Genomic DNA, 15,564 nt, shown 5'->3' with positions numbered 1-15,564 from the left:
TTGATCTTACCTGAGCGAGCTACTTCCAGCCCAATGCTAGGGTTGATATCCAACGCAATGTACGCCGCCGGTTTGCGCGCCCAGGCCACTGCCGGCAACACCGCCACCAACAGAAAAGCTGCCGCCAAGGCCACCGCCAGCAGCTGTTTGGCTGACAGGGGCGGAACCCAAATCAGCACTTCTTCCCCCGGCTGCGGTAAAGGTGCCAGCCATCTAACCGACCGAAATTCGCCGTCGCCGGTAAGAACGCTGATCCTATTCTTTTCCTGTTTTAGCACTATGGCTTCACGCAGGGCCACTTGTCATCGCCCCCTCGCCGGCGTTACATAAAAAGCCAAATGGACATACTCCGGATTGGACAAAATAAGGCTCACAGCCAGAATATATCGCCGTCCCCGTTCCAAGACCTTGCGATTTAGGCCGGTAAGCTGGGCCAGCTCTTTCAGCGGCAGTTGTCCCGTGGAACGGACTCGGGCCATGAGCTCGGGGTTTTTTGCCAACACAGCCGCGACCCCCAGTAGTTTTTGCCGCCGGTTACGGTGTCGCGGACAAGCCTGCTCAATATCGTTCAAGCTTAGGTCGTAAGTGGCCAGTTCGGCGGTAAAAACAGCTATTTCTTCCGCTCGTTCCCTCCGGGCCTGTTCTTTGAGCAAAGCTTCTTCCGCCGCCGTCACTACTTCCGGGCGCACTGACTCTGATCCATCCGGTCCCACAAGGGTGAGGGGTACCTCTTTTCCTGCCGCCTTGTTCCGTCGGCGATAGTCTGTCAACCGACCGGAAATCACCAACCGGGCAAAAGATAGAAATTGGGCCCCCCGATTAGGGTCATAACTATCGATAGCTTCATTAAAAGCTAATAAGGCAATGCTGAGTTCATCTGCATGCCAGTCCAGACGCCGCCGCGAACACCAGGACGTCACCTGTTGGATAAAGGGACGGCTAGAGGCAATTAGCCGCTCCCGCGCCTTATCATCGCCAGCCTTGGCCTTGATAACCAATTCCTCCACCTTTACCCCGACATGCAGTTCCCCCCCTTCCGGTTACAGTTACTGCTCTACCAAAGAATTATTCGCCCCGGAAGGGGTCCATCCCTTTTACTTGCTTAGTCGTCCAGGGGCCGGTTTTTCTGGGGGTAGGTCTAAAAGTATATTACTAGGGGAAAAATGAAAAAATAGTAAATGAACAGCAATATATTAAGAGAAAGGAAGCTCAGGTTAAATGTCTGTTGACCAAAAAGTAGCCTTGTTTATCGACTTTGAGTACCTATTTTTCACCATGTCCAACCAGTATGGCATTTCACCCCGGATCGAAGACATAATTGACGTTGCCTCGGAATACGGTGAGCTCAAAGTGGCCAAGGCTTTTGCTGACTTGGCCGGCTCGGAAGAACTCAGACGAGCAGCTTACCTCCTACGCACTCAAAGCATTGAAATGGTGGATGCCGCCGGGGACCACTCCCGGGAAAAAGTCAAGAACTACACCGACTTTACCATGCTGGATGCCATCTATGGAACCTACCTAGACCAAGACGATATCGGCACCATAGTCATTGTCACCGGCGACGGTCATTTTTCCAGCGTGGTGGCCCGCCTTCGAGTCCGCTGCAAGAAGAACATCGTGGTGGTTGGTATTCCTCATTTTATCAACCGCGAGCTCTATCAAAGCGCCTCGGAAGTGCGGGAACTGGAAATCGATGCCGATGCCTGCCTGGTAGACCGGGAAGATCTTATCGCCTTCGTGAAAAACTCCATCCGCACCCATCCTTATGTCACCTTTAACAAAACCGTCAGCATTTACAGCAAAGTTCGCCAAGTGGACGAAGTGGCCGTCCGCAAAGCTTTAGCGGCTCTCATCGATGAAAACGTTTTTGTCCAATTAATTGAACACACGCCTCAATCCGACGTTCGTGTTCTGCGTATCCCCAGCAGCGAAGAAGCCATCGCCTAACATCAACACCAACATCATGGTCCCGAAAAACAGATAAGACAGGGCGGAACCGGGTTCCGTCCTGTCTTTCTGTGAGCGAGCCCAACCTCGGTATAAACCGCGGAGCGTGAGGATGGGCTCGGCAACCACCGACCTTGGCAAAACAGCACCCAAGCCACGGGCGGCCGCAGAGGGTGCCCTATATAACAGGTTTCAAAAGAGCGAGGGAGGGTTGGTTAGCGCAGGGCATCGGTGGGATCCAGTTTGGCCGCTTTCGCCGCCGGCCAAACGCCGGAGATAGCCCCCACCAACAACGCGAACGCAAACGAGTAGAAAATAGACGTGGGCGTTACCGCCGTCGGGGGGCCAAAGCGACGAATAATAAGCGACGCTCCGGAACCCAGCAAAATACCGATAATGCCGCCGGCGGCACTTAGAATCACCGCTTCAATGAGAAACTGCCCTAAAATCTGAGCATTCTTAGCCCCAACCGCTTTCCTAATCCCGATTTCCCGCGTCCGCTCGCTTACCGATACCAACATAATATTCATAATCCCAATGCCGCCCACCACCAACGAGATCCCGGCTATGGCCCCTAGCATTAGGGTCATCACCAAATTCATCTCCGCCACTTGCCGAAGCATGTCATCGCGGCTCATAACATACACCGAATCGGGGCGGCGGTATATCTTGTAAAAGATGCGCTTTAGCTGCACCGCCACCTGGGACGACTCCTTATTACCTTTGGCCTTGATATTGATGGTGTCAATGCGGTTCATACCGGAAATGCGTTGGGCTGTGCTGTAGGGAATATATACCGTCCGATCGATGCCCCATTCCTGGGCGGTGGAAACCTTAGCCTTTAACACCCCTACCACTGTAAAGCGTTGACCGTTTAAGTAGACTTCCTGTCCCACCGGGTTCACTCCCCGGAACAACTGATCGTCCACAATGGCACCCACCACCATCACCCGACGTCGTTCGCTGATGTCCGCCGCTGTAAACCCACGGCCGCCGGCCAATTCCAAGTCACGCAAAGCCAAGAAATCCTCGCCCACGCCTTGGCCGCTGCAGTCAAAAGTGGTGTTACGCCATTTTAAGTTGCCGCCGATACTTACCACCGGCATGATGTGCTTAATACCGTCCACGCGTGCCTTCAAACTTTCTAACAGTTCAGGGGTAAACCGCACTTCCCAACCTTGACTGTAAACCTCAATTACATTCGATCCAAGGCTCTGCAAATGTTGCTGAATTTCCAGCCGCGCCCCTTGTCCCACCGAAACCAGAGTTATTACCGATGCCACCCCGATAATTACCCCTAACATGGTCAGAATCGACCGGACTTTATTGCCTAAAATGCTGCGCCAGGCCAGCTTCATGCTTAGCAGTAAGATCATGCCTGGGCATCCCCTTCCACCGCCGGCGGGAGGGAAGCCAACACTTCCTGGGCCACCAAATAATCTTCTGCTCGCACCGGTTCATCAGCCACCACGACCCCGTCAGCCAGGCGTAAGATTCGCTGGCAGTGGCAGGCTACATTAGGATCGTGCGTCACCATAACCACAGTATTACCCTGAGCATGGAGTTCTTGGAAGACAGCCAGTATTTCTTCGCCGGTCCGCGAATCCAAGGCCCCGGTGGGCTCGTCAGCCAGAACCATCTCCGGCCCGGCCGCAACTGCCCGGGCTATAGCTACCCGTTGTTGTTCACCGCCGGACAGCTCTTGCGGCCGGTGATGCAGCCGTCCCTTAAGTCCCAGCCGGACCAGGGCGGCCTGGGCCTGGGCTCGCCTACTGCTACCGGACAGACCACGATAAATAAGGGGCAATTCCACGTTTTCCAACGCTGTCAGTTGCGGCAGCAGATTAAAGCTTTGAAAAATAAACCCCACTTGGCGATTCCGGATCTCCGCCAATTGCCGGTCGCTCTTTTGACTCACTTCTTCCCCATGAAGCCTGTAGTGACCGCTGCTGGGGCGGTCCAAACAGCCGAGAACGTTCATCAAGGTGGATTTGCCCGATCCGGACGGCCCCATAATAGCCACCATTTCACCGGCAGCTATCTTAAGATCAACCCCTCTTAAAGCCGGTACCTTAATTTTACCCATACGATAATCTTTGGTGACAGCGCTTACATCCACCATAACTACACCCATATCCTTACTCCTTACATCCGTACTCGGCGTACCGGCCGTGCTCCGCCGCCACCAAAGAACAGCTCATCGTCAGCCGAGCTTCCTGTCACCACTTCCTGCCCCTCGGTGAGTCCAGCCAGCACTTCAGCTAAGGCCCGATCCTGCAGCCCCAACTGCACTTCAGCCTCTTTGGGTTTGCCGCCTTCTATTACCTGTACAAAAGAAGCGCCTTCTTTCTCATACACAGCTTCAATAGGCACAGCGAGCACATCTTTACGCTCTTCGATAAAAATGGAGACATTGGCTGTCATGCCGGCCCGTAGATCTCCCGGCTCCAGGATCTCCACCTTGACTGGAAACCCGCTGGGGCCGGAATAACCGTCATACTGGTTTGCACTCTGACTGCCGCCCTCCCGGGCCACTTCCACCACTTGGGCCGCAAAAATCTTTCCCGGCAGGGCGTCCACTGTTACCGTGGCTTCCATGTCGGGCCTAATATGAACAATGTCCAATTCATCGATGGTGATTTCGGTGTTCATTTTTTCATAGCTGGCGATCTTAACCACGCTCCGGCCGGCCTCCACCTTCTGACCGTCCTCGGTATTTAGAGCAATCACCTGTCCGCTCATGGGAGCCTTTAGCGTAAGTCCGTCCAGCTCTTCTTGTTTCCGTTCGAAGCTCACCTGAGCTTGGCGCAAAGCCAGAATTTGCCCGTAAACATCCAGCAAGGCGGAGCTTTTTTCCAAAGAAGCGATGATGTGCCCCGGCTTGACTCGACTGCCTTCTTTCACCTGCAACCGGTCAATGCGACCGCTAACACCGCTGGATACCCACGTATCTTCTTTCCAACCGGTGGCCGTCCCCGTACCGGCTACAATCCCGGCGCCGGTGTCAATATTGACTCCGGCCTTCATCTCCGGGGCTAACAGTCCCGGATTGGGCACAGCAATGACTATTCGCCGGGAGAATGAGCTGGCATCAGGATAGCGGTTCGGATCCACCTCCTTGACTGTACCGGGGGTGCTGCCGGAAAAATCGTGGAAAAACAACTCTGCCTTTTGACCGGCTCTGATGCTGTTGGCCGATCCTTCATCCAGAAAAAGGTCCACCAGCACCTGGCTGTCGTCCACCAGCCGGAGCAGATCTTGTTTAGCCCCGATTTGCTCGCCTTCTTTGACTTTCAGCTCCACCACCCGTCCCGCCACCGGTGCCCGCACCGACAAAGCCAGATCCGGATCGGCCCTATCTACCTGTTCCGGTGACACCCCGAGGATTTTAGCCAGCTCCAACCGGGCCTGCTCCAGTTCTAGCCTGGCTTTCTCCACCTCCATACCCAGGGTGGCATTGTATAAAGTCAAAAGCGGATCTCCAGCCTCTACTTGCTGCCCTTCCTTCACTACTACTCGATCCACTAAGCCTTCAGTAAGCGGTGCCACTTCCTTGACCTCCCCAGCGGAAAGGGTGCCCCAGCCCTCCACCGTCAGTCGGATATCCCCGCGCGTCACCCGCCCGCTGGCAATAACATCTGGGTTCTGCGCTTTCCCATGCTGACGAGACTTGACTAGAGCAAAAACACCACCTACCGCCACCACAATTGCCAGGGCAATAATCAGTTTCTTCTTCATACGGTCCGCCCCTCTCCTTTCCCGATCCCACCTACATACTTACTATGTATCCTGCTCGGTCCACATGTGTCCTCTTCTTCCCCGCTATCCTCTCCTGCTTCTGCGCTAACACCTCTCCTTGGTTGGACGAAGTTCCAGCCGAAAAGTTCCCCTGTTACTAAAGTTTTACTGGCAAAAAGAAAGAGCCGGGCTCAGACCCGGCCAAACCCTTGAGCCTTAACTTGCTAATAATCGTAATACTCTTCAAAAGCTTCTTGGAAACCATCCAGATAACCGTCGATGAACCCGTCGGTGTAGTCGGGATACCGCCTGGTACTGAGGTTGTAGTCGTCCTCGTATTGATAGATGATATCTTCCTCCGCCGACTTGTAGGCGATGTCGGCGTATCTATCCATAGCTTCTTTCCAGGTAAGGCTTCTCTTATCGCTGGTAGCCTGCCGGCCGGCAGATCTCCCGTCTTTGCGTCCCACGCTGTAGCCATCTTCTTCGCCGTCCCGATAATCATCGCGGCTGCTGCTGCGGCCACGACTGCCTTCTTTGTACCCTTCGTCGTAACCTTCTTTCTTACCCTTATCAAAGCCTTCGTCATAGCCTTCCTTGTAAGCCTTGTCGTAAGCGCTCTTACTGCCCAGAAGCTGCCCCTGGACCAAGCCGGCGTTGTAACCTTCCTGCCATTTCGCTTGCTCAAGCTTAGGATCAGCCTTGGCCGCGGTGGTGATCACTACCCGGTTGTTGGCATTGTCCCAGTCCACCTGAGCCCCTAAAGCCTGAGCTATGTAGCGAAGTGGTACATAAACATGGCCGTCCACAATAAAAGGCTCTTCCGCCGGAATGTTGGCCTTACCGTCGATTACGATGGCAATGTTACGATACGCTGCTTTAATGGTTTTGGTCAGGTTGGCACCCTGGGCGGTACCGTAAACAAGAACTAGTGCCAAAGCCACCACCCAGACCGTTAGCCACCTTCGCCTCATGAAATCTCCTCCTCATGCTGTTGGCTACTTTTGCCACTATCTTCTGCACTCTGTCAGCGATATCCTGCCCCCCGGCACTCAATCCACAAGTTTAGGTTCCTCTATCCGCTACCTTTCCTCTGCGGGATTGGATTCTACGATTTACCAAGCTTGAACTTGCCGATTGAGTGCCGGGGCCACGGTCAGTGGGCCAACTGTACGTATTTTTCCAGCGGAATTTCAATGACATTTATCGGAGTACCGTCTTTGGCGCTGGCTTCATACACGTGCAGTCTGTACCCCGCCTGCTGATATTCTGCCGGCACTTCAAAGCTGAAATAGCCCCAATCCGGCCCCCCGATCGCCGCTGTGACAAAACCGCGCTTTTTCTCTTCACCTCGTTTATCAGTTAAGCGCCAACTCACCGCCGCCTCAAACACCCGGGCAATGCCCCGCACAGTGAGACTATCTCCTCCGGTTACCGGAGCCAGCAGCTTTATGCTCTTAGCTTCGGCTGTAATCTGTTCCATGTGTTTCAGCCCGTAAAGCTGGGGCACATAAGCATCGCCTGCGCCCTCAAAGCGTACCGGCTTCGTAGTCTTTCCTATCATAGCCATAACGTAGGGGTAAGTGATGGCTTGAGTGACTTCGGCATTCGGTGCCGGGTCTTGGTACTCAACCTTTACCACCACCTCGGTCTCGGTCTCCAGCACCTGCTTAATAAGAACCGCATAGCCTCCGGTGGAGCAGGAACCCCGGGTTACAATCAGATAGGTCTTTTCTCCCAGAGTGTAGCTTTGGGCCAACTCCGTACCAGTGGAATAATCCAACAGGGTCGTGATCTCTTTCGGAGCCGACTCCCTGGTCAGCATCGTAAGCGGCACCTCGCGAGGATAGGAAGGCTGGGTTACCGGTTCCGGTTCCGCGATACTTATGGTCCCTGTATCCCCGTTCCAATCCACCTTCAGCCCCAAAGCCTCAGCTACAAAGCGCAGCGGCAGGTAGGTGGTACCGGCATGGATCAAGCTCGCCGGCACGTATACTTTCCCGTTGAAGTAGTAATACGGCTGATCACTGGGGCGGACCTCTTTACCCTGAATCAAATACCGCACCGGAGCAAACGAAGCCTTAATTTCTCCCAGACTGGTAAACCCGACCGCTGTCATCAACATTACCCCGGTCAAGATTCCAGCCAGAAACACCGTCAGCTTTCCTTTTCTGCTCATCATTCTCCCTCCCCCAATAAAGCTGTGGATGCTTGTCATCTGCTTAGACGTACCGGACCAGAAAAAAGTTCCCTCGTCCTAACCTTTAATTACACCCAGCGGCGTCAACGTCACCTCAATCTGAACCAAATCCTGCTGGTTTTGCATTACCCGATCAATATCCTTGTATGCCTCTGGGCTCTCCTCGGCCACATCATGCATTTTGGTCTTAACCAGTTCAATATCTTGCGCTTCCAACTGGCGCCGGACTTCCTGGGTCGAAATAGTACGTTTCGCTTCCCGCCGGCCTAGAACTCGCCCGGCACCGTGGCTGCAAGAACAAAAAGAGTCCGGATCCTCCAAGCCCTGGCCAATATATGATTTGGTGCCCATGGAACCCGGCACCACCACCCGGCCGGCGGCCCGGACAGCGCCCTTTCGGTGCAGCCACAGCCAAGTACCGAAGTGCCGTTCATAAGCGGCGTAGTTGTGGTGTACATCGATGTAGGGGCTGGGCCTGTCGGCGAAGTATTCGCCCCAAACAGCTAGGACCCGTCGCATCATATGCTCCCGATTGGTCCGGGCAAAATCAAGGCAATACTGCATGGCGGCAATGTATTCTTTCCCATCCTCGCTATCCACCGACAGACAGGCCAACTGATGTGCCGGCGGAATAGAAGGCGAATGCTTCTCGCTCCACTTCTTCGCCACCTGGTTATAGTAAGTGGCCACCTGTTTGCCCAAATTTCGGCTGCCGGAATGCACCATCAGCCAGACCAGGCCCTGCTCATCGGACCCGGCCTCAATAAAATGGTTCCCGCCGCCCAAGGTGCCGAGCTGATAGCGAGCCCGGTTCAACTCCTTACGAATAACCGGTGATCTCGGAGCCCGGTCAAAGATCTCATCAGTCTGCTGGGTGCGATGCCAATCAAAGCCGGTAGGAATGGAGCCATGGATCTCAGCTAAGATTTCGGATCGCACCGGCAAAAAGCGTTCCACCTCTACCTGGGTACACCAGGCCCTGACCCCGCAACCTATATCAACACCCACGGCATTGGGAATAATGTGCCCCTTGGCCGCGAGAATCCCACCGATAGGCATGCCGTAGCCCACGTGCGCATCGGCCATGAGGCAAACGTGCCGGTAAGCAAAGGGCAAATTGGCCAGATTAATAGCCTGCCGGATAGTATCCTCATCCAAATCATCGGCCCAGGAAATAATGGGCACCAGGGTTTTTCCCTTTCCCACAATTTTCAATTCCTTTGCCATGGCATCCTCCCTCCCGCACAGCCGTATTCATATTTTGTCAGCTAAGATGGCAGTGCGGTTACAGCATACCATAACTTGCCTCTTTAGTTCCAATACTGCCTGGTCGCAAACCCAGCCAAGGGCCCAACCCCCAGGCCCATCCCCAACGCGAAGCTTAGTCCGCTCCCTAGTTATCCATTGATAAATACTGTACAATATCTCCATGGGCAAACATTGACACTGCCGGGGCCGGACCGCCCAGAGCAGTGCGATCTATAGAAGGAGAGTGATCACCATGGGAACAGTAAGGGCCCGGGTAGGCGGTGCCATCGGCGGTTACGACGTTCAGGCCACTGTCACCCCCACCACCATTGCTGGCCGCATCGGCGGCGTCTTCTCCGGCATGGATATCAACCTTACGTATAACCTGGCCGCCGGCTCCATCGAAGGGCGCATCGGCGGACTCTTTTGGGGTCAAGACGTGAGCGGCCAAATCAGCAGCAGTCACCTTTCTGTTCGTATCGGTGGTACCTTAGCCGGAAATGATCTTACCCTATCGGCCACCGGGAACAACATTACCGGGCGCTGCGGCGGTGACGTTTTCGGTTTTGACATCGATCTTGAGTTTGACCGGGGTGTTCGGGCCACCGGACGTCTAGGAGGTCCGGTGCTCGGTATGAGCATAGACGGTTTCGTGGAAGACGCCCCCACGGTAATCGCCGGTTTCTTGTTCGCCCTTACCTACTACATATACAAGCTAAACCATCGCAACCATGGCTCAAGCTCAGGCTCCAGCAGCCGCTGACTCCTTCCTACCCATTACTCAGGTGGAAACAGCAGCTCTTTATCAGCGACAGGCAGGGAAACAGCCGCTTCTTACCGAACATGTAACCAGATCGATAAGTAGGCCCAGGTAAGTAGGCCCAGGAGGGTAAGAAGCATGTCGGCAGAACTTCGCTTAGCCAAGTTCTTACATGCAGCTGCCAGTACCGATGGCCAAAAGTACATCGCTTCCATTTGTGCCGAGCATCCACAAGTCGGCTGCTGGTTGCACCATTTTCTGGCCAAAAGTGCCGCCCACTCTGTGCTCGACTACAAGGAAGGTGCCGCCCGGGTCAAAAGCACCGGCCTGCTTGAGCAAGCAGCCAGGAGCACCGGCCGGCTGATAGCGGCCGAAGTCAAGCTCAGCCGTAACTGGCAAGATGCGAAGGCACTGTTCAAAGCGTTACTAACTCTTACAGCTTGTTCGCCTGCCGTGGAAATAGCAAATCTTATGCTGGCCACTGTGCCGGAATTATATCAACTGCTTTGTCCTCAAGATGGGCAACTGCTGGTGGCCGTGGTAGATAATAAGCCTGTCTATATGGATATGCCTGTTTTTGACATTATCGTCCCAGTGGCGGATCAGCTCTGCCTAAACGTCTTACGCCGATCCCTGAACAATTCCCACACGCCGGCTAGAAAGTTAGCTACGTCTTTTAATGCTGCTTTGACCAAAGCTCTGGGAGTAATCCTATCTTTCTCCTGGATGTTCTTTGATGACAGTACCTTGCATCTGCTTCCCACTCGACTGCTGGGATCAAAGATCCTTTTTTGCCCGGCCGATACCTTTCCCGATGCCGCCATGCTGCTCAAAGGGTTGGAAACCAGAAGTACCATTACCCTCCCCTCGGCTGGAATCACCGTACCGGCGCCGGACAATAAGATCGGCGTTACTCAAGCAACGCTGTGGCAAAGAGATGAGTGGCTGCTAGGCCTGCTCGCCCATGGCAGTGCGGGAACCAGTATGGTAATTGTAAGCCCCACCTTGCACGGACATCTGTCCCTCTGGCTGCTTTTGGCCCATGCTTCTACTCCGGCCGCCGCCGACCCCTTGGCTAATCTTACCCTTAGCACTTATTTGGGACTTAAGGCCGATAGGTTCCCTACCGAACCGGCACACCGGGGGTAACATAAGCCTGGTAAGGAAGTAGCATGCCACGGCCAAACGGCGCCGAATCAAAAATGCGCTCAAATAAGAGCTTGGGTCCGGCGTCACCGCCGGACCCAAGCTTCTCTCACGCTATCGCTGCTTCTTTTGCCGGGATCTTCGCCACTGTCACCACCGGCAACACATCTAAGTGGGGACACCCCATCTGCTGCCGGCAATATAGAGCCCGCGGTGTCCACAGCCGGGCCCAACAGCGTTTTACATACACGATTAGCTGCTCCGACCCCAGAATATCCTCGTAGGGATCGAACTTTTCCGTCAGCCTCCCGGCCGTTTGTCCGGCGGCTGTCACCATAACACGGCTCTGTACACTAAGAGAACAACCCGGACCACCGCTGCCCTGAGTCAGTTTTTCATAGGCAGCTATGATTTCTTGCTCAATCTGCGGCGGCAGCTCAGTTCGCACAATAAGCTGCCGGATAGCAGCACTGCGACCCCACAAATCAGCGGCAGCATCCATATCCACGCCGGCCAACAAATCCCTTATTTCAGCAAACAATCCGTTTACGCTTAGAAACTCAAGGTACGCCCGCGGCCGGACGCTAAACCCCACCCCGGCCTGCTTCTGACCGGTCGTCGCCCCTTTACTGCCGGCAGCCTCCCTGGATCTTAGCTTCTCCTCGCCCTCCAACCAATTCACATAGCGCAGCCTGTTCATAGCAACCCTTCTCTCTATGTTCTGCGCTATTATTATATCACACTTTAGAGGCAATATGACTCATTTTTAATGGTTTTTTCGGAAATGACGTGTCTCATTCAACTATATAGCCTAAATCTAAGATGGACTTAATAAACTGCCAACCAAAATAGAAAGCAAAACCAAGTAGAACAAAGCCGCAAACCCGGTTGATCCGAACCAGAACTTCCGGTCTCACAAACCGCCGGCCCCAGGATAACAGCACGGAAAGAACCAAGCCCCAACCCAAAATTCCGACAATTACTCCCACATAAAGGGGGAATACCTGCAACCGGGAGTCAGCCTGCCAAGATAGCCCTGCACTGGCGAACACAGCTGTCCCCACAGAGCTCCACAGAACAAACCCCATGGGGTTAGTAATCTGGAGATACAAACCGCTAAAGTAAGCCGCCCTCCGGTTACCCGTGTTTTGGTCGTCGGTCAAGTCAAGATCTATTGTCTTTAGCTGGCGCACACTGCCCAGGCCCAAGCGGAGGAGAAACAACGTCCCCACCAGCCATAGCACTGCTTTAATCAGCGGATAACGAAAGATTATCGGAGCCAGCCCGAAAGCTACCAGCGAAAAGAAGGCTGTATCTCCCGTTACGGCTCCTAGAGACACTGAAAACGCCGGCCAAAACCCTCCCAGCAAACCTTGACGAATCTGCTGAATACTCACCGGTCCCAGGGGTATCGCAATAGAAAGCCCTAACATAAGACCGCTGCCTAGTAGTCGCCACATTGGTATAACCCTTCTTTCCGCCCCAGGCTGGTATTTTTCGAGCTTAGTATTAATATTTTCTAGAGTAATCACAATAATCCTGCTTTAAGAAGCAGCCACACCCAGTTGATGACAACAGAGACGTTACTGTGCGAAAAGCCACAGTATAAAAGATGGTTAAGATTATCATCCTGATGGTCACCATTTGTCATCGCTATGTACGCTCTGCTTCGTTGTCATCCTGAAGACTTTGCCTGAAGGTGAGCCTAATTGCTCGGTTAGGATATAATATAATTGGGGGTGAATAGCGTGTTTAAGGACAGATGCCAGGCCGGAATACAGTTGGCGGAAAAACTCCGGGACTTGGATCGCTGCCGCAACTGCATTGTTTTTGCCATCCCCAGAGGTGGCGTGGTGGTGGCAGCTGAAGTGGCTGAGCACCTCAATCTGCCGCTGGATCTGATTGTAACGAAGAAAATCGGTGCTCCTTTCAACCCTGAGTTGGCTATCGGTTCCGTGGACCCGGCCGGTAGAGTAAACGTGGACCAAACCACCGCAGCCAAATTGAATATCTCCCCCACCTATTGGCAGACAGCGGCTAAAGAAACAGGGGCTCTGATAAGACAACAGTTGGAACAATACCGCCGGAGCGCCGACTATCCTAACCTGGAACAAACAACAGCCATTATTGTCGATGATGGCATTGCCACCGGCCAGACTGTAATAGCAGCCATCGGTTTTTTAAGAAGTCTGAGCGCCCAGCGCATCATCGTAGCCACACCGGTAATTGCTCCCTCTACGCTGTCTAAACTGAACGAACTGGCCGACGAGGTGAGATACGTCCTTTGTGAGGAACATTTCTTTGCTGTGGGTCAATTCTACCAAGATTTTTCTCCGGTGAACGACAACGAGGTCATGACTATCATGGCTGGCCGCAATAATCAATTGTGATCAAATTTCTACCCCCACCGTCCACTTAGGAGCAGGAAGTAGACCCCAAGAAGGAGAATACAACCGGTACTAATTAGTAGGAGGTCCACCATGGCTGTAAAGTTGGTCACCGACAGCACTTCGGATATCCATCGACAGACCCAGAGAGAGCTGGACATTACCGTTATCCCCCTCACCGTACACTTCCCTGATGAGTCGTTCGTGGAAAGCGAGGTACCGTTAGATTACTTCTACGACAAGCTGGACCGGAGCCCGGTTATCCCCACCTCTTCCCAGCCCTCCCAGGGTGAAATCCAGGCTGTATTTGGGCGGTTGCTGGCTGCGGGCCATGATATTTTGGCTATTTTTCTCTCGTCCAGGATCAGTGGTACTTATGAAACGGCCCTGGGAGCCAAAGAAGCCATCTTAAAAGAATGCCCGGAGGCTAAAATCGAGATTATCGACTCCTTAAATACAGCCATGGCTCTGGGCTATCCCGTCATCGAGGCGGCCAAGGAAGCGCAAACAGGAAAGTCATTGGCTGAGATAACAAAGCTTGCCAGACAGTCAGTTGAACGCATGCGCTTTTACTTTATCCCCGCCACTTTGGAGTATCTGCGCAAAGGCGGGCGCATCGGCAGCGCCGCCGCTTTGGTAGGTTCTATTTTAGATCTGAAGCCCATCTTATACTATGCCAACGGCCTTACCGCCGTGGCCAAGAAGGTTAGAAGCATGCGGGCCGCTGTGCAGCACATGCTGGGCATCTTAGAAGCGGACTCCAAAGCCCACGGCCTGCAAGCGGTAATTGTTCAGCATATCAACAATCTGAACCAAGCCAAAGAAGTAGCTCAGACTATTTTAGATCGGTACGGCCTGGCTGCACCCATTGTCGCCGTCGGTCCGGTGGTGGGCTTGCATGTGGGCTCCGGTACAATTGGCATTATCTACTGTCTGGCTCGTAATGGTTAGTCATGAAAAAACCCGGTGTAGGCCGGGTTTTTCTTTTCTCCAGAGGCGCTTGACCGGTTGAATATTTGTTTAGTTTATCTAATACTTTATAGAAGGACTCCTTATATGGATGGCGAATTATCTATTTACTTACCATCTCAATTGGGTGAATTGTGCCATAAAGTTAAGTGGGGAGGTGAGAGGCAGCCGAAATAATCCAGCGGATTACCGGCAGTGGGAGTAGAATTGTGAACCAGGTGCAACCACTTGAGAAGGGAGGAAAACCGGATGCGAAAACTGGGTTTGGCTCCGAAAATCCTTATCGGTATGGTTCTCGGCGCTATTGTCGGTTTTATTGTCGGTCCTTCCATTGCGGTGATTGCTCCCGTGGGAACAGTGTTCATCCGTTTGCTACGGATGACCATTCTACCGCTTATTTTCTTCTCGGTCACCAGCGGTGTAGCCAGTATTGCGGACTTGAATCGGCTGAAAAGAGTCGGGGCCATCTTCACCGGCTACTGGGCCATTTCTTCGCTTCTGGCTGCAGCTACCGGTGTGGTCTGGGCGCTGATCATCAAACCTGGGGTAGGGATTCATTTGCCCCTGACCGAAAAGATGGATGTGGATGTCGACCTGTTGGATAGTGTTATCAAATGGATTCCGGATAACGTGTTCCGGTCCTTTGCTGATTTTAATATTATTCAGGTGATCGTTTTTGCCATGTTCGCCGGTATAACCGCCGCCCTATTGGCGGAAACCAAGGCCGGCAAACAGATTATCGAGCTCTTCACCGCCGGCGATAAGCTCATGAGCCGGATGGTGGGTATAGTCATGCAGGTGGCTCCCTACGGTGTCTTCGCTCTCATGGCCAACGTTACCGGCACTGTAGGTGCCATTGCCCTCAAAGGCATCGGCAAGATGCTGATCACCCAGTATGTGGCCTATGCTACTGTGCTTATTGTTTTCTATCCGATCATCTTAAAACTCATGGCCGGGGTAAATCCCATCAATCACTATCGGAACATCTTCCCAGCCATGGTCATGGCTTTCTCCACCCAAAGCAGCAGTGCCACCATCCCTGTAACCATGGACTGCACCAAAAAACGGGCCGGCGTTCCGGAGGATATTGTCAATTTGATCACCCCACCGGCCGCCACTATCAACATGCACGCTTGCGCAGCCGAGATGCCTATTTACGCTCTGTTTGC

The 15,564-nt window shown here is 53.4% G+C and carries 16 protein-coding genes and 1 other annotated feature; of the genes, 6 read left to right on the top strand and 10 right to left on the bottom strand.

The features are described from left to right. Nucleotides 1–299: anti-sigma factor domain-containing protein (locus GX016_05120; protein ID HHT70945.1), on the bottom strand; the 299-nt coding region annotated here is incomplete at its 3' end. 3 nt (nucleotides 300–302) lie between these two features. After that, the gene (locus tag GX016_05115) at nucleotides 303–998 is read right to left on the bottom strand and encodes a sigma-70 family RNA polymerase sigma factor (protein HHT70944.1); all 696 of its coding nucleotides are present in this window, start codon (nucleotides 996–998) and stop codon (nucleotides 303–305) included. A gap of 220 nt (nucleotides 999–1,218) precedes the next feature. On the opposite strand from GX016_05115, the gene GX016_05110 reads away from it, so the two are divergent. Then, nucleotides 1,219–1,947 (top strand): NYN domain-containing protein, encoded by a 729-nt coding sequence (locus GX016_05110; GenBank protein HHT70943.1) that lies wholly within the window; start codon nucleotides 1,219–1,221, stop codon nucleotides 1,945–1,947. 215 nt (nucleotides 1,948–2,162) lie between these two features. Here GX016_05110 and GX016_05105 read toward each other — a convergent pair whose 3' ends face one another. The 6 genes from GX016_05105 to GX016_05080 all read right to left on the bottom strand — a co-directional run bounded on the left by GX016_05105 (nucleotide 2,163) and on the right by GX016_05080 (nucleotide 9,100). Then, a complete protein-coding gene (locus GX016_05105; protein HHT70942.1) occupies nucleotides 2,163–3,323 on the bottom strand; it encodes an FtsX-like permease family protein in 1,161 nt (386 codons plus the stop codon). Next, on the bottom strand, nucleotides 3,320–4,069 hold the full coding sequence (locus GX016_05100; GenBank protein ID HHT70941.1) for an ABC transporter ATP-binding protein: 750 nt from the start codon (nucleotides 4,067–4,069) through the stop codon (nucleotides 3,320–3,322). Before GX016_05100 ends, GX016_05105 begins: the two co-directional genes overlap by 4 nt. A 23-nt stretch (nucleotides 4,070–4,092) precedes the next feature. Then, entirely contained in the window at nucleotides 4,093–5,685 is a 1,593-nt protein-coding gene (locus GX016_05095) for an efflux RND transporter periplasmic adaptor subunit (protein HHT70940.1), read from the bottom strand. A gap of 224 nt (nucleotides 5,686–5,909) precedes the next feature. Then, on the bottom strand, nucleotides 5,910–6,659 hold the full coding sequence (locus GX016_05090) for a hypothetical protein (GenBank protein ID HHT70939.1): 750 nt from the start codon (nucleotides 6,657–6,659) through the stop codon (nucleotides 5,910–5,912). Between the two features lie 67 nt (nucleotides 6,660–6,726). Next, nucleotides 6,727–6,834 (bottom strand) — a sequence feature (possible 16S ribosomal RNA but 16S or 23S rRNA prediction is too short). A gap of 7 nt (nucleotides 6,835–6,841) precedes the next feature. Continuing rightward, nucleotides 6,842–7,864 carry a protease complex subunit PrcB family protein gene (locus GX016_05085; GenBank protein ID HHT70938.1) on the bottom strand — a complete coding sequence of 341 codons (1,023 nt, stop codon included), beginning with the start codon at nucleotides 7,862–7,864 and terminating at the stop codon, nucleotides 6,842–6,844. Nucleotides 7,865–7,942: 78 nt separating this feature from the next. Next, a complete protein-coding gene (locus GX016_05080; GenBank protein HHT70937.1) occupies nucleotides 7,943–9,100 on the bottom strand; it encodes an RtcB family protein in 1,158 nt (385 codons plus the stop codon). 286 nt (nucleotides 9,101–9,386) lie between these two features. On the opposite strand from GX016_05080, the gene GX016_05075 reads away from it, so the two are divergent. Further along, a complete protein-coding gene (locus GX016_05075; GenBank protein ID HHT70936.1) occupies nucleotides 9,387–9,896 on the top strand; it encodes a hypothetical protein in 510 nt (169 codons plus the stop codon). A gap of 135 nt (nucleotides 9,897–10,031) precedes the next feature. Beyond that, a complete protein-coding gene (locus GX016_05070) occupies nucleotides 10,032–11,042 on the top strand; it encodes a hypothetical protein (protein HHT70935.1) in 1,011 nt (336 codons plus the stop codon). A 106-nt stretch (nucleotides 11,043–11,148) separates the two neighbouring features. Here the strand turns inward: GX016_05070 and GX016_05065 are convergent, their stop codons facing one another. Beyond that, nucleotides 11,149–11,739 (bottom strand): hypothetical protein, encoded by a 591-nt coding sequence (locus GX016_05065; protein ID HHT70934.1) that lies wholly within the window; start codon nucleotides 11,737–11,739, stop codon nucleotides 11,149–11,151. Between the two features lie 94 nt (nucleotides 11,740–11,833). Then, on the bottom strand, nucleotides 11,834–12,499 hold the full coding sequence (locus GX016_05060; protein HHT70933.1) for a LysE family translocator: 666 nt from the start codon (nucleotides 12,497–12,499) through the stop codon (nucleotides 11,834–11,836). A gap of 288 nt (nucleotides 12,500–12,787) precedes the next feature. Between GX016_05060 and GX016_05055 the strand changes: the two genes are divergently transcribed. The 3 genes from GX016_05055 to GX016_05045 form a co-directional block, all read left to right on the top strand. Next, the gene (locus GX016_05055; GenBank protein ID HHT70932.1) at nucleotides 12,788–13,429 is read left to right on the top strand and encodes a phosphoribosyltransferase; all 642 of its coding nucleotides are present in this window, start codon (nucleotides 12,788–12,790) and stop codon (nucleotides 13,427–13,429) included. Between the two features lie 90 nt (nucleotides 13,430–13,519). Then, entirely contained in the window at nucleotides 13,520–14,377 is an 858-nt protein-coding gene (locus GX016_05050) for a DegV family protein (GenBank protein HHT70931.1), read from the top strand. A 267-nt stretch (nucleotides 14,378–14,644) separates the two neighbouring features. Next, a partial coding sequence (locus GX016_05045; protein HHT70930.1) for a dicarboxylate/amino acid:cation symporter occupies nucleotides 14,645–15,564 on the top strand: 920 nt, incomplete at its 3' end.

This window comes from Bacillota bacterium, assembly GCA_012837285.1.
In the GTDB taxonomy this organism is placed as follows: Bacteria; Bacillota; DTU030; order DUMP01; family DUMP01; genus DUNI01.
This window is presented reverse-complemented; position numbering and strand designations above follow the sequence as displayed.